Genomic DNA, 23,038 nt, shown 5'->3' on the forward strand with positions numbered 1-23,038 from the left:
CCGCCGGATACGTCAATTTTCATGACAGGTCGCCGAGGGAATCCTCTTCCGCGAACACTCCGGCCTCTACCGCCTTGACCGCGAGCGCGGTCCGGGAACTCACCTTCAACTTGCGCATCGCCGCACGCAGCTGTTGATCCACCGTGGCCGGTGACTTGGCCAGGATCCGGCTGATCTCCCGGTTCGTCTTGCCGGCGACGACCAGTCGGACCACGTCGAGCTCACGAGGTGAGAGCCGGTCGCCGTACCCTCGCCGGCCGCCGCGCCACAATCGCGGAACCTCGGCGCCGTGTTCGCGAAGCCGCTGCGCGACACGGTCCGCATCGCCGCGGGCTCCGAGCCTGAACAGGTGCTCGTACTGTGCGGCCAGCAGCTCCAGGCCCTGTTCGATCTGGCCTTGCGCCATGAGCGCCTCGGCTTGACGCTCGCGGGCGAGCATGGCGTCGTAGGGGCGCGGCAACGCGTCCCAGGCGCGCGCCGCCCGGTCGTACGCCCGCGCCGTGCGGGCGTGGTCGCCGGCCGCGGCGGCCAGCAGAGCACGGCATACGGCGAGGGCGGCGCGAGACGCAGGCGCCGTACGGCCACGCAGACCTCTGGCGAACTGGTCGCCCAGGCGTTTCGCGGCCCGCAGGTCGCCCGCGTCGAGGAGCGCCTCGATCCGGGCGGGGACGAGGTCCGTCGCCCAGACCCAGATGCCCTTTCTCCGGACCGTGTCCATCGGCTCGTTCGTGATCTGCAGCGCCCGGCCGCTGTTTCCGTCCGTCAGCCACAGTCTGGCCAGCGCGGCGGCGGCCTCCATCGTGTCGTCGGCCGCGCCGAGACGGGCGGACTCCTCAAGGACCAGCCGGAACTGCTCCCCCGCGGCGCGCCGCCGTCCGGTTGCGGCCGCCAGCCGGGCCGCGAGGCGAATGCTGCCGAGGTAGTGCGCCGGCCGGTCCCGGTCGGCGTCGGCGAGCGCCGCGCTTGTCTCCGCGAGACCCTCCCACCGGCCGGTGAACCACGCCAGGTTGGTCTGTTCGAGCCGCACGTTGTGCCGCAGCCGAGACGCATGCTCGGCCTCGGCAAGGCGCATGGCCACGGCGAGGTGTTTCTCCGCGTCGGCGTACCGGCCCCAGATCAGTGCGCCGGTCCCGACATTGGTGTGGATGCGGGCCACGTCGAGACGCTCCACCGAGGTCGCGCCGTCGATGGGCAGGTCGGCGACGACGTCCCAGGCCTCCTCCTCGCCGAGCATGAGCAACGCGGCGGCTCGGTTGCCGGCCAGGTTGAGCCGCTCCGCGGGAGAGTCGACTTCGGCGGTGAGCTCAGCGGCGCGATCCAGCCAACGCCGATGGGTCGACGCCGGCCACGGTCCCGCGTAGGCCCATCCCAAATAGGTCATGGCCCGGGCCGCCTCGACCGGGTCATGGTCGAGGTTGGTCACCGCCTGCTCGAGCTCGCTGAGCGCGGCCTGCGCCTCACCCCCGATGATCAGGAGCCGGCCCAAGGGGTTACGGATCTCGGCCTGCTGGCGGGCGGAGAGACCGGGGGTCTCCAGCACCGAGCGCAACGTACGGATCACGCGGTGGTAGACCTCGTCGACCGGTTCACGACGGCCCAGTGCGGCCACTCCGGCGATGCGCGCGACCCGTGCCCGATCCGCCGGCGGCAGCTCGGACCACGAAACCAGATCGACCAGCAGGTCGACCGCCTTGGTGTGGTCACCCGAGGCCATGGCCAGCTCGGCGCCCTGCTCGGCGTACCGCGCCCAGGACCGTGTCTCGCCCGCCTCACGGAAGTGGTGGGCGAGGCGCGCGACCGGCGGCGGATCGATGTCCTCCAAGGCCCGGCCGGCCAGCAGGTGGAAGTGCCTGCGGTCGGTCAACGGGATCGCTTCGTAGACAGCCGTGGCGGCCAGCACGTGCCGGAATCGCCACTGGCCGCGGTCGTCTCCGTCCAGGACGCCGACGTCGGCCGCCTCCGCGATGGCGCCCCGGCACGCGGCCGGTGACAGACTTGCGGTCATCGCGATCGTGGCCACCGATGACCGCTCGGCCAACGTGGCCGCGGCTCGCAACACCTGCTGCGCCGTCGGCGACAGACGGCCCACCCGCTCCCGGGTGGAGTCGCGCACCGTCGGCGGCACCTGCAACTTGCGCAGCTTCAGCCGGACCCACTGTCCGTCGCGGAAGACGAGGTCGGCACGGTCGCACATGAGGCGAACCGACTCCTCCAGCACCAGAGGCACCCCACCGGTCCGCTCGTGCATGAACGTCGTGAACTCCTGCGATATCGGGTTGCCGTCCAGCATCGAGGACACCAGCGCCGCCGTGTCGCCGGGTCGCAGCGGCGCCAGGGCGATCCTCAGCTGGGTCACGCCGGCCGGAAACCGGGACGTCAGCCGCAGCAGCAGCGATCGGGCGTCCACCTCCTCCGGGCGATAGGAGATCACGAGGCTCGGCCCGTCCGATTGCTGCCGAGAGGCGACGAACAGCAGGAACTCCAAGGTCACCTCGTCGGCCCAGTGAGCGTCCTCGAGCACGAGAACATCGACACGCAGAGCCCGCAGCAGCTCCTCCAGGGCGCGGAACAGGCGATGCCGTGCCGCCTTCGCATCGTTCAACGACGGCAGTGCGGGCGGCAGGTCCGAGGACCATTCAGGGAACAAGGGCCGTAACGCACCCGCGAGCTCGGTGAGCCCCAATCGCGACACCGGGCGGTCGATCCCACGGAACGCGTCGACGATCGGCCCCAACGTCAGCGACTCGCGAAGCGGTGGGCACACCGAGACCAGGGCGGTGCGCCGGTCCGGCGCGGCCAGCCACTCTCGCAGCAGCCGGCTCTTCCCGATCCCCGCCTCACCCTCCACCAGCACGATCGCCGGCGGCCGGGCCAAGGCGACTCGAAGCGCCGCCATCTCCCGATCACGACCCACGAAATGCGGCGTGGAGACCGTCGGTGAAGTCCCATCGTCCTCGGGCAAGGGGTCGAGCATGCGTGATGATCTCGCTTTTCGCTGCTCAGGCGCAACTGCCCGCTCGCCGGGGACGAACGGAGGCGCTCGGGTCCGGCGCCGCGACGTGCCGATGACCGGACTTCGTCGTAGGGGGGTGCCAGTCCTGGCGGAGCGGATCTTCCGTGATCGCCTGGACGCGGGGCGCATGCGCAAGCTGGGGCCGCCTCAGCACGAGGGGCTCGCGATGGGGGGCGATCGCCGGCGGCGTGATCGTGCTCAATGAGGAGGTCGTGCGCGGCTTCCGCATCAGCCCGGAGGACATCAGGGAGGTGGCGGGTGCGTGAAGGCCGCGAGTAGCGGCTCTCTCGCAGGACGGTGCGCCGCTACGCCACCGCCGCCGGCGCCGGCGAACTGATCAGCGACGAGCGCGTACCACGCCAGACGATCCTCGATGCTCATCCTCCCTACCTGCACGAACGCTGGGAACAAGGCTGCCGCAGCACCGACCGGCTCTTGGCCGAGCTGCGCGAACGAGGTTTCCCTCGGCAGCGCCCGGGACGCTCCGGCGCGGTGGAAGGCAACGTGAACCGCATCATGATGTGGAATCAGATCTGTCAAGTGGTGGGGTGGTGCTCGCCCAGCAGTTCTGTGAGTCGAGGGAGCCTTGTGCGGCGTTGTTCGATGTCGTCGTAGTCCCAGCGTTCGTCCTCGGGGCGTCGCAGATGCGGTAGAGGCCTCGTGCTTCGAGGGCGTCTTCCAGCCCCTCTTCTTCTCCGGTGGCGCGATCGTAGGCGTCGAGTGCGATGTAGTTCATGCTTTCCCATTCCGGCCACTCGTCGTCGGCCCACTGTGATCTTGGGCGTCCGGCAAGGCGGCGGACCTCGCGGGTTTCGGCGAGGGCGTCGGGGTGCGCGGCTACGCGTTCGAAGGTGTCGTGACCGAGGCCGACGAGCCAGGGTTGGAAGTACCAGAAGCTGTCGTCGGAGCACCACCCCTGAAAGATGTTCCAGGCGGCGCCCCACATGTGTCGGGTGTCGACCCGTTTTCGCTGGGCGGTGAGGTGCAGCTCGAACTCGATGATCTCGGTGACCGGGAGGCGTGCGAGGTGCGCGGTGAGCCATTCGGTGCGTTGGTCCTGGCCGCTGCTCTCGGCGGCGGACTGGTGAATCAGCGTCCAGAAGTCTTCGAGGGTCACGGCGGCAAGGTACCGCTTTGCCTGACTTCCACGATCGGCAGGAGCACCGCGCCGGCTGGGCGTTGAAGCTCGCGCGGAGTAGGTCCGGCGGGGGTGGGAACGTCGGCGAGCTGCTCGAGGAGCCTGTCCAGGGCAAGCTGGCCGCCGTCGACGGCGGCTCGTTCGTCGTCGGTGAGGGGGATGGTGGCGAGCATGCGCCGCAGGTTGTCCTCGGCCTCCCGTAGCAGCAGCGCCTTGGAGGAGTCCTTCGGGGGTAGGACCTGCTCGGCAGTGTGGCGGTCGACGAACAGCGGCTGGTCGGGCGGACTCCAGATGATCAACGGATCATGTACGGACGAGCCGACGCCGACCTTCTTCGCAACTGATGTCCCGTTTAGGATGCCAGCGATGTCGGAGGATTCTCGGGTGCGGTACAGGGTCCTGGGCTCCGTCGAGGTGGACGGTGCGGATCTCGGCCAACCCAAGCAGCGATTGGTCTGGGCCACACTGCTGTGTCACGCCGACCGGGTTGTTTCAGGACCGCGCATGAGCACAATGCGGTACCTCATGATGCCGGCATTCGCCCCGTATTCGGCTAAGCCGCGTCGTGGGCAGAGCTCAAGTGCACTTGGTTGGTGAGACGGTCGCGCCCCCGGACCTGCTCTCTCCGCGATCTGGCCGCCCTTGACACAAGGGCGGCCAGATCACCTTACGAGCCTCAACCCTCCGGCCGGGACGCCGGCCCGGTCAGGTTCAGGCGGCAGTCACGGCGCAGTTGCACCAACCCGTACGGCGTCATGTTGGTGTGCTAGAGCGGCGTCAAGCCGCGCCGGTCGACATCGGTGAGCACCCGGGCCGATCGTGGTCGCGGACCGGCCGGACCGCAGCAGTCGGCGCGGATGCTCACCGCGGGGGCTTGGTTACCCGCGTGCCGAGGCGGTTCTCGTACCCATCGATATCTCCTCGTCGCCGGGACTGTCAGGAGAGTCGGTGACCCACATCCAGGTCTCGTCAAGGTTTACCGAGCTCTCGTTGGGAGTTACCGAGCCACACTCTGATTTCGTGCCGCGGTGAGGTGTCCAAGAATGGTGCGGCTTCTTCCCCGGCTTCTCCGGCGGGCAGTGGTGTGGCCCCTGCACCACCTGGATGGTGGCCGTGGCCGGGGTGGAGGTCAGGTCTCCGGCTCTGGCCACGGCGGTGTTGGTGATGGATCGGCGGCAGTCCTGCCCCTTGCACGTCGACTTGCCGCCCGTGCTGCTCGGCACGGTGAAGCTGCCCGTGCAGGTCGTGACGGCGCCCGGGGCAAGGGTTGTGTCCTCGCAGGTGATGTCCTGGACGTGGCTGTCCTCGATCCGCAGGTCATCCACCGTGCTGCCGGAGTTGTTGGTAACGGTGTAGCGATAGACGACCGTGTCTCCCGGCCGGTATGGGCGGGAGTTGTCGACGCTCTTGTCCAGCTCGAGCATTCCCTCGCCTTCATCCGCGACCTGGATCGTGACCTGTGCCTCGGGCGAGGTGACCTCTGTCGAGTCGGCCATGCCGGTCGCGGTGGCGGTGTTGGTGATCGAGCCGCGTTCGGCGTCCTGCCGTGTGACGGTGTGGATGCCCCGGCAGATGATCGTCTCGCCGACGTCCAAGGTGGCCTGCGGGCAGGTGACCTCCTCGACCACGTCGTCGTTCACAGCCAGGTCGGTGATGTTCATGTTCCCGCTGTTGGTCACTTCGTACTCGTAGGGCACCTCGGTGCCCACCGGCACGGGGTCGGGCAACTGCGCGTCGTTCACGATCCGCTTGTCGAGTGTCAATTCCGGCCGCTCTGCCACCGGGCGGACGACGACGTTGCGGATCAGGTGGACGTCGGTGAACAGACCGGTGGAGGCCGCGAACCCGAACTTGTACGTCGAGGGCACCGGTGTGGGCGCGGGCGTGGACAGCACCTGCTGCATGCCGTTGCCGTCGTTGAAGTCGATCGACACGGTCAGCACGGGGTCGGGCGCCGGGGTGATCCGGACGTTCACCCTGCGGCGCGACGGTTCGAGCGCGGCCTGCGCCGCCTGAGGGTCATCGGGGACCGTCGTCGTTTCCCCGTGCAGCCGGCCCGGCAAGGTGGAGGGCCATGGCCCGGTGGTGGTGAAGTTGTTGGTGGTGGCGGTCAGAAAGCAGTAGCCCTCCGTTCCGTTACCGGGCCCTCGCACCGTCACCATGTTGGCCCCCGGAGCCGGGATCCGGAATTCCGTGCCGGCCGGTGAACGCTCGGCACAACCGCGGCCGCGCTGCTCCCAATCGCCGAAGTAGTTGCCCAGGACGTCCAGGCCGACACCGACGTAGCCCTGGTTGACCCCGGGCTCGAACGCGTTGGCGGGGTTGTCGTCGGGCAGCTTCTGGGCGTATCCGAGGCTGCCGCCGAAGGCGCCAGGCCGGTCGAGCGTGGCGGCGCCGTCGATGAGGAAGAAGGAGATGCCGTCAGCGGGCGAGAACTCCGGCGTGGTGGTGCCGTATTGCCACTGCTCGAAGGTCACCTGCAGGCCCTGTTCGGCCGGGATCGGCTCGTCGTACAGGACGGCTGAGGTCTGGTCGTTGTCGGCGCTGGTCAGCTGGAGGTAGCCGAATGGGGCGGCTCCGGTCGGCGGCACGGGACCCGCAGCGTTCTCCGGGCATCCCGTGAGAGGACGGTTCCCCGGCCCCGGCGGCCCCGCGGCCGGCGCACCGGTCAGACAGGCCGATCCCACGGCCCGGAACTCCGGGATCGCGGTGGCCCCCGTGAAGTCCTCCTCGACCAGCGGCACCGGTTGCGCCGCCGCTGGCTGAGCCGGTAGGAGCGCGGCCGACAACGTGCCCAGAAGCGCCACGCCGGATATGGCCCACCGTTTCAGGCCGGATGCGATAGTTCTCGATCGAGTGGTAGCAGACCGTGTTGTCACAGAAACCCAACGTAGGGGTGGGTCCTCGGGTATCGATCGACCGACATGGCAAACGATCCACCATATGCCGGCAGTCCATTGAGGACGCACTGCTCCACGGCTCTCCAGCTCATTTCTACCGTGCCGGTCAAGCGAGGGCTCGGCCAGCACGCAACCGAGACGCTGCACCCCGAAGCAGCAGCAGATCGCCTGCGGCATGGCGCCAACCAGGCGGTGCGGCTGTCCGACAGCAGGTGCTTGGCCTCGCTCTCCCCGCCGCTCCGCCTCGAGATCGACCTGCATCAGCCGCGTTCGGCGGATCTGGCCGCTTTCGTGCACGGGCGCACCGTCGTGTTCGATGCCGACACCATGACGGCCGCCTACGGCGTGCTCCAGCTCATTGTCGCGCTCACCCAGACCGGGCCGTAAACATGGAGGATGGCCCGCGCACGGCGTGGGCCACCCCGGCGGCCTCCTCCACCCGTCTACTGCACCGCTCCTTCCGAGCGCGACGCAGGGCCTGTCAGGGCGTCAGCCCTAGCTCGCGCAACTGCGCGAGCCGCAGCGGCCGTCATCCGCTGGGGTCGAGCTTGGCCGGCTCCGCCTCCACGTCGACATCAATCACCCCGAAGAAGTTGATGTTGTCGCCGTGCCCGGGCGAGATGTGCGACAGGATCTCGTCGCTCACCTCCCGGCCCTGCGAACGCAGCTCCAGCACCGCTCTGGAATAATATTCGGCCGTCCGTGCGACCACCGAGTTCGTCGGCAGGGTCAGGCACCACGCCCGCTCGGTCTGCTGCTCCAGGTGCGGGCGGGTGATCGTGCCCTGCTGCGCGTAGTGCAGGTCGCGGCGCAGCGCGTGCGGGCTCTCCCCCTTATTCAGTTGCCGCGAGATCTTTTTCCTGAGAGTGCAGCTTGTGAGCCTATGCCCGTGATGTCGCAGTGTGATCGTTGGGATTTGTAGCGTTACCGCCGTGCTGGCGGGCCGGGGCGTGCTGTGATGGTTGAGTGACTGATCGTAAGCCGCACCCGAGCGACTCAACCGACGCGCAGTGGGTGTTGATCGAGCCGGTGCTCACCGCATGGAAGGCCGCGCATCCGTCCGTCAGCGGTCACGAGGGCGGCTACGAGTTGCGCGAGATCGTCAACGCCATCCGCCACCAGGGGTGGACCGGCGTGCAATGGGACCACCTGCCGCCCAAGAGCGCGGCGTACTACTACTTCTGGGAAGCTCATCTCGCCGAGGAGCTGACAGTCGGATCAAGCATCCGGCCCCGCGTTCGCCGCCTGCTCGCGGCGAGGCGGGGCCGCCGCTCTTGGGCCGAGCGGGAGGACGGCGAATGGATCATGGTGCGTGCGGGGTTGGTGCGGGCGAGCACGTACGGAGCACGCAACCGCTAGACGAAAATTCTAGAACGCGTCCGCTCCCGCGTAACCGCAGGTCAGACCATGATCAAAGCGCGCCCTGCAGGATTAGAACCTGCGACCGTCGGATCGGAAGCAAGATCTTCAAGCGCCGCCCTGTGCCGTTGAGTGATGGTTCGTGCCACCTCAACGCGCTCTGCGTGTCCGACACTGCCGGGTTCTGACGGCATGTAACGGGGCGTACGAGCACGCACCGAGCACGGCCGACACCCCAACGGATCATGGGCAGGGTGGCACCAAACAAGAAGACCTGTACCTGGACGAGGTCCTCGCCGAAGCCGGCATCGAGACCCTGCGCACCGGCATCCGGATGCCGCGGGTGAACTCCGTTGAACTCCGCCATGGAGCGACGGGTGCGGCCACAAATACTCACATCCCGCTTGACCAGCATGGATGGAAGTGTCCTAGGCGCAGAGTCCGCGCCGACGGGCGAGAAGTAGACATGGCGCAGGTCGTCGCCGTCATCGAGGAAGCCCAGTCTGTGGCGGTCACTGCGCTGGAGCCGATCGTCGCCGCGACCGCCGCCGGCACGCCGACCACCCGAACAAGGCCATCCCCGAGTTGTTCGCCGATGCCCCCGACGTGGTGTGGGCGTGGGGCATCCCGTCAGCGGCGGGAGATCCGCCGTACCTCATCGTGGTCAGGAAGATGGGCCGAGTACGAGGGTGGGGGGGACGTGATGTTCCCCCGGGGTGCGGTCGTCGGTGAGGACGTCGGCGGCGGCCAGTTGTCCCAGGGTTCTGAGTTCGAGGTCGATTGTCGTCAGCCGGCGGACGCCCTGGTCGACGATTATTCCCTCCCAGTTGTCCACGCCCACGATGGCCACGTCATCAGGTACGCGTATGCCTTTGGCCGCGCAGACGGTGAGCACGCCGCGGGCGATATGGTCATTGCCGCAGAAAACCGCGTCGACTTTCGCGCCGGAGTCCAGCAGTTCGCGCATGGCCTTCTCCCCCGAGTCCTCGATCCAGGAGCCGTAACGGGTCGGGGCGGCGGGGCGGAGACCGGCCTCCTTCAGGGCGGTGAGCATGCCGCGTTCTCGCAGGTCCACGGCGATACTCGACGGGTGGCCGGTGAGGTGGGCGATATGCGTGCGGCCACGTTCGAGCAGATGTCGGGTGGCGAGGGCTCCCGCGCCTTCGTTGTCGGGCAGATAGACGACGTCTTCCGGGTGGTCGGAGGCGGCGAAGGCGTAGGTCACCGGCACGGTGAAATGGTGGGTGATCGACGGTGACCGGCGTTCGTGGCCGTCGCCGACGACGAGAAGCCCGTCGATCTGGCGGGCCTGGAACTGGCGGATGCTTTCGGTTATCTCACGATGGACGAGAACGTCTTCGTCGAAGACGAGAGCGGCTTGCTGGAGCTTGCCCAGTTGTACGACCGCGCCGATGACGACGGGCCCGGAGAACGTGCTCGCCGCGCGATGGGTGAGCACACCGATGGTGCGACTGCGGCCCAGCGCGAAGGAGCGCGCAAGCGCATTCGGCCTGAAGTCAAGACGCTCGGCGACGGCGAGCACCCGCGCACGCGTCGCCTCGGAAATCCGGTCCGTTCCGTTGAGCACTTTCGAGGCAGTCGAGAGCGACACTCCGGCAATCGCTGCCACATCGCTCAGCCGAACACTGCCTTTGCGGTTGGACGGCACTGGGCGATTGTACCTAAGGAGGGTCAGTGGCCTCGCCCACGCCGGACCGTGGGCCGGACCTTGACAGCGGCCTCGCCGCCGCTCACACTTCGCCCATGCGAAATCGGTTTCGCATCCCAGTGACGAGGAGAGCGAGCATGTCGATGGGCCGCACCCCCGCCCGCCGATTGACCGGAAGTCCCTTACGGAGAACGTTCGTCGCGATCGCCGTGGCCGTGACGGCGCTCGTCGCGCCTGCCGCGCCGGCCCAGGCCGTACCGGGCGACGTCGTACTGGGGGACTTCGAGAACGGCGTCACCCCATGGTTCACGGCGACCGGCGGCGGCGCGACCGCGGCGCTGAGCGTGACCTCGGACGCGCCGGCGAGCGGCATCGGCGCCGCGCGCCTGCAGGTGAACGCGCCCAGCGGGACCGCGGAGCTGGCCCGCGGCGTCTCCTCGGTCGATGCCCGCTCGCTGAGCTTCGCCCTGCGCAGCACCCAGCTCAAGGGCGTCGTCCTGCGGATGGTCGACAGTACCGGGCAGGCGCACCAGCAGACCCTCCCGCTCACTCCCGGATCGCAGTGGCAGAACCTCACCGTGAGCGACTTCGCGGGTGGCAGGGAGTACATCCACTGGGGCGGTGCGAACGACGGCGTCTGGCACGGCCCGGTCAAGCAGATGTCGCTCCTGGTCGACGCGTTCCGGCTGGTCAACGGCCCGGCCGCGACGATCGACGTGGACGACGTGACCGCGCAGGGCCCGGTGCCCGACCTCGCGGTCGTCCCGGTGGCGACCGGTAACGCGTTCAGCACCGGGGACGAGGTGTCGTTCGGCTTCCGGACCGCGGCCGGGTCCCTGGAGTGGACCGTACGCGACGCCGGCAACGCCGTGGTGACCTCCGGCAGGCGGGACACCTCGGAGCTGGGCGGCAGGCTGACGCTCGGCAAACTGCCCACCGGCTGGTACGCGGTCGACCTCGTGGCCGTGCAGCCCGACGGCCGCCGCGTCGCGGGCGGCACCGACGTGTCGGTGCTGCCCGCGTCCGACGCGCGCGAGGAACGCATCGGAGCCGCGACGCACTACGGGCAGGCGTGGTCCCCTGACACGATCCCGCTGCTCGCCAGGGCGGGGATCGGCTTCGCCAGGGACGAGGCGTATTGGGCCCAGGCGGAGAAGGTCAAGGGCACGATCGACTTCCCGGCGAGGGTGGACGCGTACACCGCCGCGCTGTCGCGGAACAACCTCGAGTTCTTCGACATCCTCGCGTACGGCAACGGCCTCTACCACGAGGGCGAAGCCCCGGCCACGCAGGCCGGGCGTGACGGGTTCGCGAACTACGCCGACGTCTCGGTCGCCACCTTCGGTACGGACGACACGTTCTACGAGGTGTGGAACGAGTGGAACCTGCGCGACAGGACCGGGCCGGCCGGCGCGACGGCGGAGAACTACGCGGCGCTGCTGAAGACGACCGCCGAGCGGGTCCGCGCGGCTCACCCTGACGTGAAGCTCGCCGGCCCGGCGCTGGCTCCGATGGACGACTGGTCGGCCTGGGTGGACAGGTTCATCGCCGCGGGCGGCCTGGATGACATCGACGCGTTCACCACGCATCCGTACGACTTCGGCGCGGAGCCTGAGGCGTTCATGAACCACGTCGGCGTGATCCGCGCCAAGCTCGACGCCGCCGGGCACCGCGACATGCCGATCTGGCTCAGCGAGCACGGCTGGCACACCTCCGACACGCCGCTCGGCGCCGACGAGAAGTCGCAGGCCCGCAACCTGTCCCGGGCGCAACTGCTGGCCGTCGGCAAGGGGATCGGCCGCTACACCGTCTACGACTTCAAGGACGACGGCACCGACCCGAAAAACCCCGAGCACCGCTTCGGCATGATCAGGAACGAGAACGACCCCCGCGGCGCGTACACCCCGAAGCCGTCCTTCGTCGCACAGGGCATCCTGACCCGCCAGATCGACGACCGCGCCGTCCGGCAGGTGCTCGACCCGGGCGCCGGCCGGTACGGGGTGGAGTTCGGCCCCCGCTCGGGCGAGCCCGCCACGACCCGCGTGCAGGCCCTGTGGTCGCTGAAGCCGGAGACCTGGAGCGTCAAGGCGACGGGTGACGTCACGGTGACCGGTCTCTACGGCGCACGGACGACGCTGCAGCCCGACGCCGGCGGCCTGGTCCACGTGGCGGTCGGCAAGGACCCGGTGTACCTCACCGGAGCACTGGGGGAGGTGTCCCCGCGGTCGCCGTACTCGCTCACGGTCGGCAAGGCCATCGAGAACCTGGCGCCTCCGGCGACGTGGACGGTCACCGCGGGGGACCGCGCGCTGGACGTGTCCCTGCGCACCGGCACCGGCACGACGCCGGCCCAGGTCCCCGCGGGTGAGACCAGGTCCGTGGCCGTCACGGTGCCGGCGGCGGGCGTGGGGACGCGTACCTGGACCGCCGAGGTCCGCGAGGGCGAGCGTACGATCGGGCTGCTCACCACGAGTGCCGACGTGGTGGCCCGGCTCGGGCTCACCGGGGCGCACGCGCTCGACGCCACCGGCGCCGACCTGCTCCGGCTCACGCTCGTGAACCGTGGCGCGGAACCGGTCGAACTCGACGGCATCGACTGGACAGTGGGCTCGTCGAGCGGCCGATCCCTGCCCGGCACGACCGTCGCCGGGAACGACACCGTCACCGCGGACGTACCGGTGTCCGAGCCGGGCGCCTGGTCGGCCACGGCCACCGGCGACGCGACCGCCACCGCGCACGGGGCACTCGCCGACGTGGAACCGGTCGAGGTGCCGTTCCGCCCCGTGCACGTGGACGGCAAGCTCGACGAGTCCGTGTCCGTCCTTCCCGCGCAGCCGCTCGGTGCGGCCGAGCAGGTCATCACCGGCTGGGCGGGCGACGACGATCACAGCGGCCGGCTCTGGCTCACCCACGACACCGGACGCCTGTACGTGAGCGCCGTGATCACCGACAACGCGCACGCCCAGCCCGCGCGCTCCACGAACATCTGGCAGGGCGACAGCGTCCAGCTCGGGGTGACACCGGGCTGGCCGGGCGAGGCCGCGGAACCGGTCAACGAGATCGGCACGGCCCTGACCGGCGCCGGCCCGGTGGACCTCGCGCGCTGGCTGCCCGCGAACGCCACGACCGAGGGAATGGCGTCGGCGGTCACGCGGGACGAGGCCGCGAAGACGACCACGTACGAGCTGTCCGTCCCGTTCGGCGCGATCGGGGTGAACGCGGCCGACAGGGTCCTCGCGGCGACCGTCGCCGTCAACGAGAACGACGGTTCCGGCCGGCGCGGCTGGAGCACGTGGGGCAAGGGCGTGGCTGAGTCGAAGGACCCCGCGAAGTTCCGGCCGTTGCGCCTGATGGCGGCCGCGCCGGGCACGGTCAGGGTGAAGGCCACCGCGCTGTCGTCCTGCCTGTCCTCTCCGCCGCGCCTCACCGTGGCGGCGGTGAACCTGGAAAGGCAGGCGGTCGACCTTCGCGTCAGCACGCCTGTGGGCGAGAAGGCGTATCTACGGGTCGCTCCCGGCCGTGCGGTCCTGCACACGTTCACCGGCTCGGGAAAGGAACTGGTCGGGGGGACGGCGGTGGTCTCCGCGTCGTACCTGAACGCCGGCAAGGAGTTCGTCCATCAGGACCGTGAGCTCGGCTACAAGAGCGTCACGTGCCGCCGGTGAGCGCCCCGGCCCGGTAGCGGGGCCGTCCCAGGACTTGGGACGGCCCCGCAGGACCCGCGAATCCCCTGGTAGCGCGGCGATTGACACGCTCTAAGATCTTGTGGTCTGCTAGCGAAAGCGGTTTCGCATTTATTCTCCGAGGACTACTCTTGACTGATATCGCCCCCGTGAAGCCCCCGCCTGTGAAGCCCACGCGCGTGCTGGTCACCGGTGCCGACGGCACCATCGGCCGGCCGGTCGTGGAAGCGCTGCTGACCGCGGGCATCTCCGTGACGGCGCTTTCGGCCGCCTGGTCGGCCCCGTCGCGGGCCGACCGGGTGTTCACCGGTGACGCCGCCGACGAGAGCCTGGTCCGACGGGCGCTCAAGGACGCGGACGCTGTCGTGCACCTTGCCGCGATACCGCATCCGGGCCTGGGAACGGCTCGTGAGGTGTTCGTGGGCAACACCTCGGCCACCTTCACCGTGCTCAACCTCGCGGGCGAGGCCGGCGTACGCCGCGCGGTGATCGCCAGCTCGATCAACGCCTTCGGCGTGCCCTTCAACCGGCACGATCTCACTCCCGCCTACTATCCGCTCGACGAATTGTCACCGGTCGCCCATGACGATGCCTACTCCCTGTCCAAGTGGGTCGACGAGCAGACCGGAGCCTGGGCGCACAGCCGCTGGGGCATCACGGTGATCGCTCTGCGCTTCCCCCTCGTACGAAACCTGCCCGAGCTGCGGGCGTTCGCCGCACGCCTGCGTGACAACCCGGACGAGCTGGAACGTCTCGCCCGGGAGGGCTGGGCGTACCTGGCGATGGCGGACGCGCTGGACGCGGTGCTGCGCGGGCTGACGCGGCCGATCACCGGGATGCACACCCTGTTGCTGGCCGCGGCGGACACTCTCGTCCAGGAGCCGACCGACCTGCTGCTCGACCGCTTCGCCCCGGCGAGCGAGCGTCGCAGGGACTTCCCCGGCCGCACCGCCCCGATCGACACCTCCGCCGCCCGCCGCGTCCTCGGCTGGACGCCCCAGCACCGGCTGGGCGACCCGATCTGCTTGGAGACCTCGGCATGACCGCATTCGACCAGCCCTGGGACGCGCCCGACGACGTGCGCATCACGGGCGTCCGGGCCATCGTCACCGCCCCCGAAGGCATCCCGCTGCTCGTCGTCAAGGTGACCACCAGCGACGACGGCCTCTACGGGCTGGGCTGCGCCACCTACACCCAGCGGTGGCGCGCGGTCGCCTCGTACGTCGAGGACCATCTCGCCCGGCTCGTCATCGGCCGCTACCCCGGCGATATCGAGGACCTGGTACGGCTGGCCCGCTTCTCCGGCTATTGGCGCGAGGGGCCGGTGGGCAACAACGCGATCTCCGGGCTCGACCAGGCATTGTGGGACATCGCCGGCAAGCGAGCGGGAAGGCCCGTTCACGAGCTGCTGGGCGGCAAGGTGCGCGCCGCCGCCGACACGTACCTGCACGCGGCGGGTGCCACCATCGCCGAGACTCTTGACCAGGCCGAACGCCTGCGCGAGGCCGACCTGCGGCACATCAGGCTACAGCTCGGCCAGTCGGGCCCCGGCACCTACGGCGCTCCGATGACGACCGACATCTCCGACAAGTTTGCGCCGTATCCGGGTGGCTGGCGCGTGCCGGAGTACCTGCGGCGGACGACGGAGCTGTTCGCCGCCGCCCGCGAGCGCCTGGGCGACGACATCGAGTTGCTGCACGACGTTCACTCGCGGCTGAGCCCCAAGCAGGCGGTCGTCCTCGCGCGCGCTCTGGAGCCCTACCGGCTCTTCTTCCTCGAGGACGTCATCGCCCCCGAGCACTGGGACCGGTTACCAGAGGTACGCGCCGCCTCGCCCGTGCCGATCGCGGTCGGTGAGCTGACGACGTCGGTGACGGATGCCGCGCGCCTGGTCCTGGGCGGTGGCGTGGACTTCATCCGCTCACATGTGTCGGACATCGGCGGGCTGACGGCCGCACGCAAGATCGCGGCGGCGGCCGAGCTCGTCGGCGTCCGCACGGCCTGGCACGGTCCAGGCGACACCTCGCCCATCGGTGCCGCCGCCAACGTCGCGCTGGACGTGACCAGCCCGGCGTTCGGCATCCAGGAAGGACACCTGTACAGCGAAGCCGTGCACGAGGTGTTCCCGGGTACCCTGCGCATCGAGCGCGGCTGGCTGCGCCCGAACGAAAGCCCCGGCTGGGGGATCGACCTCGACGAATCCGCCGCCGCCCGCTTCCCCGCCGGGCTGTCGGGCCACGATGCCTGGGCCGCCCGCGTCCGAGGACTGGACGGCGGACTCATCGCCCCCTGACCGCAGGTTTCCGACACACCAGTACCACATCCTGAGGAGACCCATGCCCCCCACCAATGTCCGGAAGTTCGCTGCCGCCCTCGGTGCCAGTGCCGCGGCGCTCGCTCTCGTCTCGGGCTGTGGCGGCACCGAGAGCACGTCGAAGCCCGGTTCCGTGTCCATCACCGTCGCAGGTCAGCCCACGCAGGAGAACCCCGACCTGCTCAAGGCGTTCCAGCGGAAGATCTCCGAGTTCTCCAAGGCCAACCCCGGCATCAAGGTCACCGGCGACGAATCGGTGTTCGACGTGAACACCTTCCAGGCGCTCGTCGCCGGCGGGAAACTCCCCACGGTGTTCTACGTGCCTTTCACCGAGATGCAGGGCATCATCACCCGGCAGCAGGCCGCCGACATCACCGGCCACGTCGGCGCCGGCTCCAACGTCAAGCGCGTCAACCCGTCGATCCTGAAGGTCGCCACCGGCCCGGAGAACCACATCTTCGGCGTTCCCGTCCAGGCGTACAGCATGGGCTTGCTGTACAACCGGGCCCTGTTCACCAAGGCCGGCCTCGACCCCGACGCGCCGCCGAAGACCTGGGACGAGGTGCGGGCCGCCGCGAAGACCATCCACGCCAAGACCGGCGTGGCGGGCTTCGGCGCCATGACCAAGGACTACACCGGCGGCTGGGTGCTCACGGCCATGAGTTACGCCTACGGGAGCAAGATCCAGTCCGACGACGGCAAGCAGGCCACCGTCAACAACGACGCCATCCGCCGCGCGCTCGAGTTCTACCGCGCCGTGCGCTGGGAGGACGACGCCTTCGGCTCCGACTTCCTCATCGGGTACGAGGACATCACGAACGCGCTGGCCAGCGGCAAGGTCGGCATGATCGTGCAGGGCGCCGACACGTACACGCGGGTGGTCCAGTCCCTGGGTATGAAGCCGGATGACTTCGGCCTCGCCCCGCTGCCGCAGGCGCCCGGCGCGCTCGGCACCCTGGGCGGCGGCTCTGTGGCCGTCATCAACCCCCGGGCCACGGCGGAGGAGATCAAAGCCGCGCTCAAGTGGATCGACTACGCCGAGTTCAGCAGGTACAACGACCAGCAGGCCGCCGTCACGCTCGCCAAGGCCAGCGCCGCCGACGGGCTGCCGGTGGGCGCGCCGGTGCTCCCGCTGTTCGACCAGGCCACCACCGACCGGTATCTGACCTGGGTGAAGGACTACATCAACGTCCCCCGCGAGCACTTCAGGGCCTACTTCGACTCGGCCAAGACCCTGCCGCTCGTGCCCGAACCGGCGGCGAAGGCGCAGGAGACCTACGGAATCCTCGACAACGTCGTGCAGGCGGTGCTGACGCGAAAGGACGCCGATATCTCCGCTCTGCTCGATGACGCTCAGAAGCAGGCCCAGTCCGCCATTGACGCGGGCTGAGCCGTCGTTCCCCACCGCTCTTGCCGAAGCGGCGGGGACGGCAGTCCAGAAAGGCGCTTTCGAACGATGACGGATGCAAGCTCCCCCAGGCAGGGGTTTTCGCGCTGGGTGCGCGGCGGCGGGCTCTCGACGTTGCTCTTCTTCATTCCGGTGCTCGTGTCCTTCGGGCTGTTCTCGTGGTGGCCGATCCTTCGCTCGCTGCTGCTCAGCCTGCAGCGGACGAACTTTCTCACCTCCGAGTGGGTCGGGCTGGACAACTTCGCCCGCGTCCTGAAGGACCCTCTGCTGCTGACCGCGGCGTCCAACACGCTGTGGTTCTCGGTACTGGCCTTCGTGATCGGGTTCCCGGTGCCGGTGCTGCTGGCGGTGTTCATCGCCGAACTGCGGCGCGCTCGGAAGCTCGCATCCGTCTTGGTCTACGTGCCGGTCATCTTCCCTCCGGTCGTCGCCGTGCTGCTGTGGAAGGCGTTCTTCGACCCCAGTCCGCAGGGAGTGTTCAACTCGATTCTCGGCTGGTTCCACCTTGGCCCGGTTCCCTGGCTGAACAATGGCGATCTGGCCATGCCGTCGATCGTGCTGCAGGCGACGTGGGCGTCGTTCGGCACCGCGACGATCATCTATCTGGCGACGCTGATGGGCATCCAGACCGAGTTGTACGACGCGGCCGAGAGCGACGGTGCGGGGGCGCTGCGCCGGTTCTGGCACATCACGCTCCCCCAGATGCGCACGGTTCTGCTCGTGATGTTCCTGCTGCAGGTCATCGGCACGTTCCAGGTCTTCACCGAGCCGTACATCATGACGAACGGCGGCCCGGAGAACCGGACCATCACGGTCTTGATGCTCATCTATCGTTACGCGTTCATCTCGGGCGACTACGGCCGGGCCACCGCCTTGAGCATCCTGCTGGCACTCGTTCTTGCGGCCCTTTCCGCTGTGTATCTCAGGGCGACCAGAGGCTGGAGCACGTCATGACCGACGAGCGTGGCATTCTCTCTTTTCTCGATCGACGCAGGCCCGGCGTCCGCGTCGCCCTCGGGGTGATCGGAGCGGTCGTCCTGGCCGGCCTGGTGATCCTCTGCGCCGGTCCGCTGTTCTGGCTGTTCAAAGCCGCTACGTCGACCACCGCCGAGACGTTGTCGGCGCCGTTCTCGCTCTGGCCCAGCGGCATCCACTGGGACGCGTTCGTCCGGGTGTGGACGCGCGTCGACTTCGGCCGGTACTTCTGGAACACGCTCGAACTCATGGCCGGGTCGCTGTTCCTGGGACTGCTGGTCGCGACGACCGGCGGTTATGGCCTGGCCGTTCTCCGGCCGAAGTATGCCAAGGCCGTGTTCGCGGCGATCCTCGCCACCCTGTTCATTCCCGGTGTGATCTCGCTCGTGGCGCTCTATCTGACCGTCATCGACGTCCCGCTCGTGCACGGCAGCCTGCTGGGTTCGATGTGGGCGGTGTGGCTCCCGTCCTCGGCCAACGCCGTCAACGTGCTGCTCATGCAGCGATTCTTCGCCAACATCCCGCGCGAGCTGTTCAACGCGGCCCGGATCGACGGAGCAGGGCCTTTCCGAATGTTCCTTTCCATCGTCCTGCCGATGTCGCGGCCGATTCTCGGCGTCGTCAGCCTGCTGACGCTCGTCGCCTCCTACAAGGAATTCCTCTGGCCGCTGCTGGTCCTGCCGAACCCGCAGGACCAGCCGATCTCGGTCGCGCTGCCGAGGCTGCAGAGCACCATCGACTTCTCCCAGTTCATGGCCGCGCTCTTCATCTCGGTCATCATTCCCGTGGGTCTCTTCCTGGTACTCCAGCGCCAGTTCCTGCAGGCCGCAGGCAACGCGGGCGCGCTCAAAGGCTGAAGGACATCGATGCCTCATTTCGACCTTCCCATCGACCAGCTCCGTGCATACCGGCCGGAGGTCAGGGTTCCCGCCGACTTCGCCGGCTTCTGGCGGCGGACCATCGCCGACGCCAGGAAGGCGGGCGGAGAGGCCAGCTTCACCCCGGCCGAGACTCCGCTCGTCGGCTGCCGGGTCCTCGACGTGCGTTTCCCGGGATTCGCCGGCGACCCGATCGCCGGCTGGCTGCTTCTGCCGCCCGGAGACGGGCCTCACCCGGCCGTCGTGCAGTTCCTCGGGTACGGGGCGGGCCGCGGATTACCGCACGAGTACCTTCCGTGGGTCACCGCCGGATACGCGTGCCTGGTCATGGACACGCGTGGCCAGGGCTCCACCTGGGGGGCCGGCGGGACCACTCCGGATCCGCACGGCTCAGGACCCGCCGCGAACGGCGCCGTGACCCGCGGCATCGAGGACCCCGAGACGTACTACTACCGGCGGCTGTTCACCGACGCCGTCCGCGCGGTCGACGCGGTGCGCGAGCATCCGTCCGTGGACGCCGCCCGGGTGGCGGTGTCCGGCGGCAGCCAAGGAGGGGGCCTCGCACTGGCCGCCGCGGGCCTGTCGGACGGCCTCATGGCCGTCCTCGCCGACGTGCCCTTCCTGTGCCATTTCGAGCGGGCCGTCGGCCTGACCGACCGCGAGCCCTACGCGGAGATCGCGCGCTATCTCGGCGTGCACCGGGAGAGCACCGAGCGGGTGTTCGACACGCTCTCCTATTTCGACGGCGTGAACCTGGCCGGTCTGGCCACCGCTCCGGCGCTGTTCTCCGTCGCGCTCATGGACCAGATCTGCCCCCCGTCCACGGTCTTCGCCGCGTTCAACGCCTACGCAGGTCCCAAGGAGATCACCGTGCACGCCTACAACGGCCACGAAGGCGGGGCCGCCGCCCAATGGCCCCGGCAGGCCGCCCTCCTGGCGGAAGCGGCGCGGGCATGAACGCCCGCTACGGGGTCAACTACCTGCCGCGGGAGAACTGGTGGTACGCCTGGGCGGAGGACGACGACACGTTCGCCGACGATCTCCACCAGATCGCCGCGCTCGGGTTCGACCATGTCCGCGTGCAGTGCCTGTGGCCGCTGTTCCAGCCCAGCCCGTCGTGGGTGTCGCCGCGCGCGCTGCGCCGCCTCGTCCACCTGCTCGACCGGGCGGCCGAGAACGGGCTGGACGTCTGCGTGACCGTGCTGGACGGCTGGCTGAGCGGCTTCGACTTCCGGCCCTGCTGGCTGAAGGACGCCGATCCGTTCACCGACGCCGAGGCCGTCAGCGCCGCGGAGCTCCTCGTCGGCGAGGTCGCGCGTGCGGTCGAAGGCCACCCGGCGCTGTGGTGCGTCGACGTCGCGAACGAGCCCAACGTCCTCATGCGCCACCTCAAGGCGGGCGGGGGCGAGCCATGGGCCGCGCGAATGCTGCGCGCCGCGCGCGCGGCCCGCGTGCCTGTAACCGTAGGCGTCGACCATGTGCCGTGGATGGACGACGAGGCCCCGATCGGCCGGGCGTTCCTGGCCGACGCGTGCGACCTCATCCCGGTGCACGCGTGGCCGTACTTCACCGGTGCCCTGGCCAGGGTCGGAGAGGAGCGCGCCTGGGCCGTACCCGACTATCTCGCCCAGATCGCCCGTGCCGCTTCCGCGGGCAAACCGGTATGGATCCAGGAGGTCGGGGTGTCACCCCGCTGGCTCACGGACGTGACCGTGGAGGACTTCGCCGAGCGGATGGTGCGGCGAGCCGCCGCGATCCCCGGGCTCGCCGCCGTGACCTGGTGGGCGTCCCACGACATCAGCCGCCGCTTCACGGGGTTCGACGAGCTCGAGTACGGCCTGGGCCTCATAGACGCCGAAGGGCGGACGAAACCGATCGGGGCGCGGGTGGCCGAGGTGGTCGCGCAGCTGCGTGAGCGGCCGGCTGAACCCGCGGCGGTGGCGGAGATCGTCCTGCCTGCCGGGCGGGCGCCCGACCTCGACTTCGCCGAGGAGTGGTTCGCGCGGATGGGGACGATCGTCGGGCCTGCGGTGAGGAGTGCGTCATGATCGATCTCCTGGTGGTCGGAGGAGGGCTGGGGGGAGTCGCCGCCGCCTTGACCGCGGCCCGCCTCGGCCTGCGGGTGGTGCTCGCCGAGCGGTCGGACTGGCTCGGCGGCCAGCTGACCACGCAGGGAGTTCCGCCGGATGAGCATCGGTGGATCGAGAGCGAACTCGGCTCAGCCTCGTACCGCGAGCTGCGCGAGACCATCCGCGCCCACTATCGCCGCCTTTATCCGCTTACGTCGGACGCAGCCGCGGACCCTCGACTGAACCCGGGCCGGGGCAACGTGTCGGCACTGTGCCACGAGCCGAGGGTGGCCGCCCTGGCGATCGAGGAGCTGCTGTCCGCACACCTCGCCTCGGGCGCGATCACCGTACTGCGTGAGCACGAGGTGGTGAACGTGGACCGCCGTGATCGGCAGATCACCGGCGTACGACTGCGCGGCCGGAACGGCGGCACCGTGGACGTGACCGCCCGCCTCGTGGCCGACGCGACCGAGGAGGGCGATCTCCTTGAACATGCGGGCATGCTCCACACGATCGGGGCGGAGTCACGTAAGGAGACCGGCGAGCTGCACGCCCCGCTGGAGCCGGACCCACGGGACCAGCAGGCGATCACCTGGTGCGTGGCGCTCGAGTATCGCCCGGGCGAGGACCACACGATCGATCGGCCCGCCGGTTACCAGCACTGGCGCGACACCGTCGACCCCCGGTGGCCCGGCCCGCAGCTGTCCTGGAGGGACATCGTGCCCGACTCGGGAGAGGTGCGGTGGCGGCCGCTGTTCGTCCACTCGCCCGCGCAAGCAGTCCGTACGGGGGCCGACGACCTGTGGCACTACCGTCGCATCCTGTCGCGGCACAACCTTGACCCGGACTTCCCCGGTGGCGAGATCACGCTGGTGAACTGGCCGCAGATCGACTACTGGGAGCGCCCCCTGCTCGGCGTGAGCCCTCAGGAGCGCGAACAGGCGCTGACGGAGGCACGCTCCCTCACGCTCGGCTTCGTCCACTGGATGCAGACCGAGGCCCCTCGTCATGATGGCGGCACCGGCTACCCCGAGCTGCGCCCCAGGGGCGATGTCATGGGCACCACGGACGGCCTGGCGAAGGAGCCCTACATTCGCGAATCACGACGGATCCGCCCCTTGTTCCAGGTGACCGAGGCGCACATCGGGGTCGAGATGCGCGGCACCGGCGCGGGCAGCGCCTTGTTCGAGGACAGCGTCGGCATCGGCCACTACCGCATCGACCTGCACCCCAGCACGGCCGGCCGAGGCTACGTCGACATCGACTGCTTTCCTTTCCAGATCCCGCTCGGCGCCCTCATCCCGGTCGACGTCGACAACCTCGTCGCCGCGAACAAGAACATCGGCACCACCCACATCTCCAACGGCGCGTACCGGTTGCATCCGGTCGAATGGTCCATCGGTGAGGCGGTCGGCGCGCTGGCGGCCCAGGTCGCCGAGACGTCACTGACCCCGGCGGAGCTCCGGGCCGATCCCGCGAGTCTGCGCCGCCTGCGGGAACGTCTTCATGACGACCTCGGTGTCACGCTCGAATGGCCCGACGACGTCCGCACCGGGAGGAGCAGTGCCTGACCACGCGTGCCTGACCACGCGTGCCTGACCACGCGTGCCTGACCACGCGTGCCTGACCACG

19 protein-coding genes are annotated in these 23,038 nt (G+C 69.4%); 12 read left to right on the forward strand and 7 right to left on the reverse strand.

Features of this window, described 5'->3' with window-relative positions:
* Positions 1-19: 19 nt before the first annotated feature.
* Positions 20-3,142, reverse strand: coding sequence for an ATP-binding protein (locus ABFX54_RS08800; protein WP_346103084.1), 3,123 nt, complete (start codon positions 3,140-3,142; stop codon positions 20-22).
* Here ABFX54_RS08800 and ABFX54_RS08805 point away from each other — a divergent pair.
* Positions 3,118-3,279: a hypothetical protein gene (locus ABFX54_RS08805; protein ID WP_346103091.1), complete on the forward strand. Its 162-nt coding sequence runs from the start codon at positions 3,118-3,120 to the stop codon at positions 3,277-3,279. The two genes, ABFX54_RS08800 and ABFX54_RS08805, sit on opposite strands and share 25 nt — an antisense overlap.
* A 248-nt stretch (positions 3,280-3,527) precedes the next feature.
* On the opposite strand, the gene ABFX54_RS08810 is transcribed toward ABFX54_RS08805, so the two are convergent.
* The 3 genes from ABFX54_RS08810 to ABFX54_RS08820 form a co-directional block, all read right to left on the reverse strand.
* Positions 3,528-4,130 carry a DUF4240 domain-containing protein gene (locus tag ABFX54_RS08810; protein ID WP_346103032.1) on the reverse strand — a complete coding sequence of 201 codons (603 nt, stop codon included), beginning with the start codon at positions 4,128-4,130 and terminating at the stop codon, positions 3,528-3,530.
* Positions 4,127-4,450: a hypothetical protein gene (locus tag ABFX54_RS08815; protein WP_346103034.1), complete on the reverse strand. Its 324-nt coding sequence runs from the start codon at positions 4,448-4,450 to the stop codon at positions 4,127-4,129. The genes ABFX54_RS08810 and ABFX54_RS08815 overlap by 4 nt, the downstream gene beginning before the upstream one ends.
* A 579-nt stretch (positions 4,451-5,029) precedes the next feature.
* The gene (locus ABFX54_RS08820; protein WP_346103036.1) at positions 5,030-7,120 is read right to left on the reverse strand and encodes a DUF7507 domain-containing protein; all 2,091 of its coding nucleotides are present in this window, start codon (positions 7,118-7,120) and stop codon (positions 5,030-5,032) included.
* On the opposite strand from ABFX54_RS08820, the gene ABFX54_RS08825 reads away from it, so the two are divergent.
* Positions 7,076-7,438 (forward strand): M55 family metallopeptidase, encoded by a 363-nt coding sequence (locus ABFX54_RS08825; RefSeq protein ID WP_346103037.1) that lies wholly within the window; start codon positions 7,076-7,078, stop codon positions 7,436-7,438. The two genes, ABFX54_RS08820 and ABFX54_RS08825, sit on opposite strands and share 45 nt — an antisense overlap.
* A 142-nt stretch (positions 7,439-7,580) precedes the next feature.
* Here the strand turns inward: ABFX54_RS08825 and ABFX54_RS08830 are convergent, their stop codons facing one another.
* Positions 7,581-8,051: a Tn3 family transposase gene (locus ABFX54_RS08830; RefSeq protein ID WP_346103038.1), complete on the reverse strand. Its 471-nt coding sequence runs from the start codon at positions 8,049-8,051 to the stop codon at positions 7,581-7,583.
* 14 nt (positions 8,052-8,065) lie between these two features.
* Here ABFX54_RS08830 and ABFX54_RS08835 point away from each other — a divergent pair, with 14 nt between their 5' ends.
* The gene (locus ABFX54_RS08835; protein WP_346103040.1) at positions 8,066-8,410 is read left to right on the forward strand and encodes a transposase; all 345 of its coding nucleotides are present in this window, start codon (positions 8,066-8,068) and stop codon (positions 8,408-8,410) included.
* A 52-nt stretch (positions 8,411-8,462) separates the two neighbouring features.
* Here ABFX54_RS08835 and ABFX54_RS08840 read toward each other — a convergent pair whose 3' ends face one another.
* A complete protein-coding gene (locus ABFX54_RS08840; protein WP_346103042.1) occupies positions 8,463-8,825 on the reverse strand; it encodes a hypothetical protein in 363 nt (120 codons plus the stop codon).
* 249 nt (positions 8,826-9,074) lie between these two features.
* On the reverse strand, positions 9,075-10,079 hold the full coding sequence (locus tag ABFX54_RS08845) for a LacI family DNA-binding transcriptional regulator (RefSeq protein ID WP_346103044.1): 1,005 nt from the start codon (positions 10,077-10,079) through the stop codon (positions 9,075-9,077).
* A gap of 137 nt (positions 10,080-10,216) precedes the next feature.
* Between ABFX54_RS08845 and ABFX54_RS08850 the strand changes: the two genes are divergently transcribed.
* The 9 genes from ABFX54_RS08850 (at position 10,217) to ABFX54_RS08890 (ending at position 22,977) form a co-directional block, all read left to right on the forward strand.
* A complete protein-coding gene (locus ABFX54_RS08850) occupies positions 10,217-13,744 on the forward strand; it encodes a sugar-binding protein (protein ID WP_346103045.1) in 3,528 nt (1,175 codons plus the stop codon).
* A gap of 182 nt (positions 13,745-13,926) precedes the next feature.
* A complete protein-coding gene (locus ABFX54_RS08855; protein ID WP_346103047.1) occupies positions 13,927-14,805 on the forward strand; it encodes an NAD-dependent epimerase/dehydratase family protein in 879 nt (292 codons plus the stop codon).
* Positions 14,802-16,055 (forward strand): enolase C-terminal domain-like protein, encoded by a 1,254-nt coding sequence (locus tag ABFX54_RS08860; RefSeq protein ID WP_346103049.1) that lies wholly within the window; start codon positions 14,802-14,804, stop codon positions 16,053-16,055. The genes ABFX54_RS08855 and ABFX54_RS08860 overlap by 4 nt, the downstream gene beginning before the upstream one ends.
* 43 nt (positions 16,056-16,098) lie before the next feature.
* Positions 16,099-17,466 carry an ABC transporter substrate-binding protein gene (locus ABFX54_RS08865; RefSeq protein WP_346103051.1) on the forward strand — a complete coding sequence of 456 codons (1,368 nt, stop codon included), beginning with the start codon at positions 16,099-16,101 and terminating at the stop codon, positions 17,464-17,466.
* Between the two features lie 66 nt (positions 17,467-17,532).
* Positions 17,533-18,438 carry a carbohydrate ABC transporter permease gene (locus ABFX54_RS08870; RefSeq protein WP_346103053.1) on the forward strand — a complete coding sequence of 302 codons (906 nt, stop codon included), beginning with the start codon at positions 17,533-17,535 and terminating at the stop codon, positions 18,436-18,438.
* Complete coding sequence (locus ABFX54_RS08875; RefSeq protein ID WP_346103055.1) at positions 18,435-19,316, forward strand: carbohydrate ABC transporter permease; 882 nt, start codon at positions 18,435-18,437, stop codon at positions 19,314-19,316. Before ABFX54_RS08870 ends, ABFX54_RS08875 begins: the two co-directional genes overlap by 4 nt.
* A gap of 9 nt (positions 19,317-19,325) precedes the next feature.
* A complete protein-coding gene (locus ABFX54_RS08880) occupies positions 19,326-20,294 on the forward strand; it encodes an acetylxylan esterase (RefSeq protein WP_346103057.1) in 969 nt (322 codons plus the stop codon).
* Positions 20,291-21,385 carry a glycoside hydrolase 5 family protein gene (locus ABFX54_RS08885; RefSeq protein ID WP_346103059.1) on the forward strand — a complete coding sequence of 365 codons (1,095 nt, stop codon included), beginning with the start codon at positions 20,291-20,293 and terminating at the stop codon, positions 21,383-21,385. The genes ABFX54_RS08880 and ABFX54_RS08885 overlap by 4 nt, the downstream gene beginning before the upstream one ends.
* A complete protein-coding gene (locus tag ABFX54_RS08890; protein ID WP_346103061.1) occupies positions 21,382-22,977 on the forward strand; it encodes an FAD-dependent oxidoreductase in 1,596 nt (531 codons plus the stop codon). The genes ABFX54_RS08885 and ABFX54_RS08890 overlap by 4 nt, the downstream gene beginning before the upstream one ends.
* The last annotated feature ends 61 nt before the right edge of the window (positions 22,978-23,038 follow it).

It is taken from the genome of Nonomuraea maheshkhaliensis (assembly GCF_039529435.1).
Classification (GTDB): Bacteria; Actinomycetota; Actinomycetes; order Streptosporangiales; family Streptosporangiaceae; genus Nonomuraea; species Nonomuraea maheshkhaliensis.

What these genes read in the sequence shown, in the direction of transcription:
- ABFX54_RS08825 (WP_346103037.1), top strand. Translation starts at nt 7,076, where the DNA reads ATGGCAAACGATCCACCATATGCCGGCAGTCCATTGAGGACGCACTGC.
- ABFX54_RS08800 (WP_346103084.1), bottom strand. Translation starts at nt 3,142, where the DNA reads ATGCGCCCCGCGTCCAGGCGATCACGGAAGATCCGCTCCGCCAGGACT.
- ABFX54_RS08840 (WP_346103042.1), bottom strand. Translation starts at nt 8,825, where the DNA reads ATGCTGGTCAAGCGGGATGTGAGTATTTGTGGCCGCACCCGTCGCTCC.
- ABFX54_RS08890 (WP_346103061.1), top strand. Translation starts at nt 21,382, where the DNA reads ATGATCGATCTCCTGGTGGTCGGAGGAGGGCTGGGGGGAGTCGCCGCC.
- ABFX54_RS08885 (WP_346103059.1), top strand. Translation starts at nt 20,291, where the DNA reads ATGAACGCCCGCTACGGGGTCAACTACCTGCCGCGGGAGAACTGGTGG.
- ABFX54_RS08875 (WP_346103055.1), top strand. Translation starts at nt 18,435, where the DNA reads ATGACCGACGAGCGTGGCATTCTCTCTTTTCTCGATCGACGCAGGCCC.
- ABFX54_RS08850 (WP_346103045.1), top strand. Translation starts at nt 10,217, where the DNA reads ATGTCGATGGGCCGCACCCCCGCCCGCCGATTGACCGGAAGTCCCTTA.
- ABFX54_RS08870 (WP_346103053.1), top strand. Translation starts at nt 17,533, where the DNA reads ATGACGGATGCAAGCTCCCCCAGGCAGGGGTTTTCGCGCTGGGTGCGC.
- ABFX54_RS08865 (WP_346103051.1), top strand. Translation starts at nt 16,099, where the DNA reads ATGCCCCCCACCAATGTCCGGAAGTTCGCTGCCGCCCTCGGTGCCAGT.
- ABFX54_RS08880 (WP_346103057.1), top strand. Translation starts at nt 19,326, where the DNA reads ATGCCTCATTTCGACCTTCCCATCGACCAGCTCCGTGCATACCGGCCG.
- ABFX54_RS08860 (WP_346103049.1), top strand. Translation starts at nt 14,802, where the DNA reads ATGACCGCATTCGACCAGCCCTGGGACGCGCCCGACGACGTGCGCATC.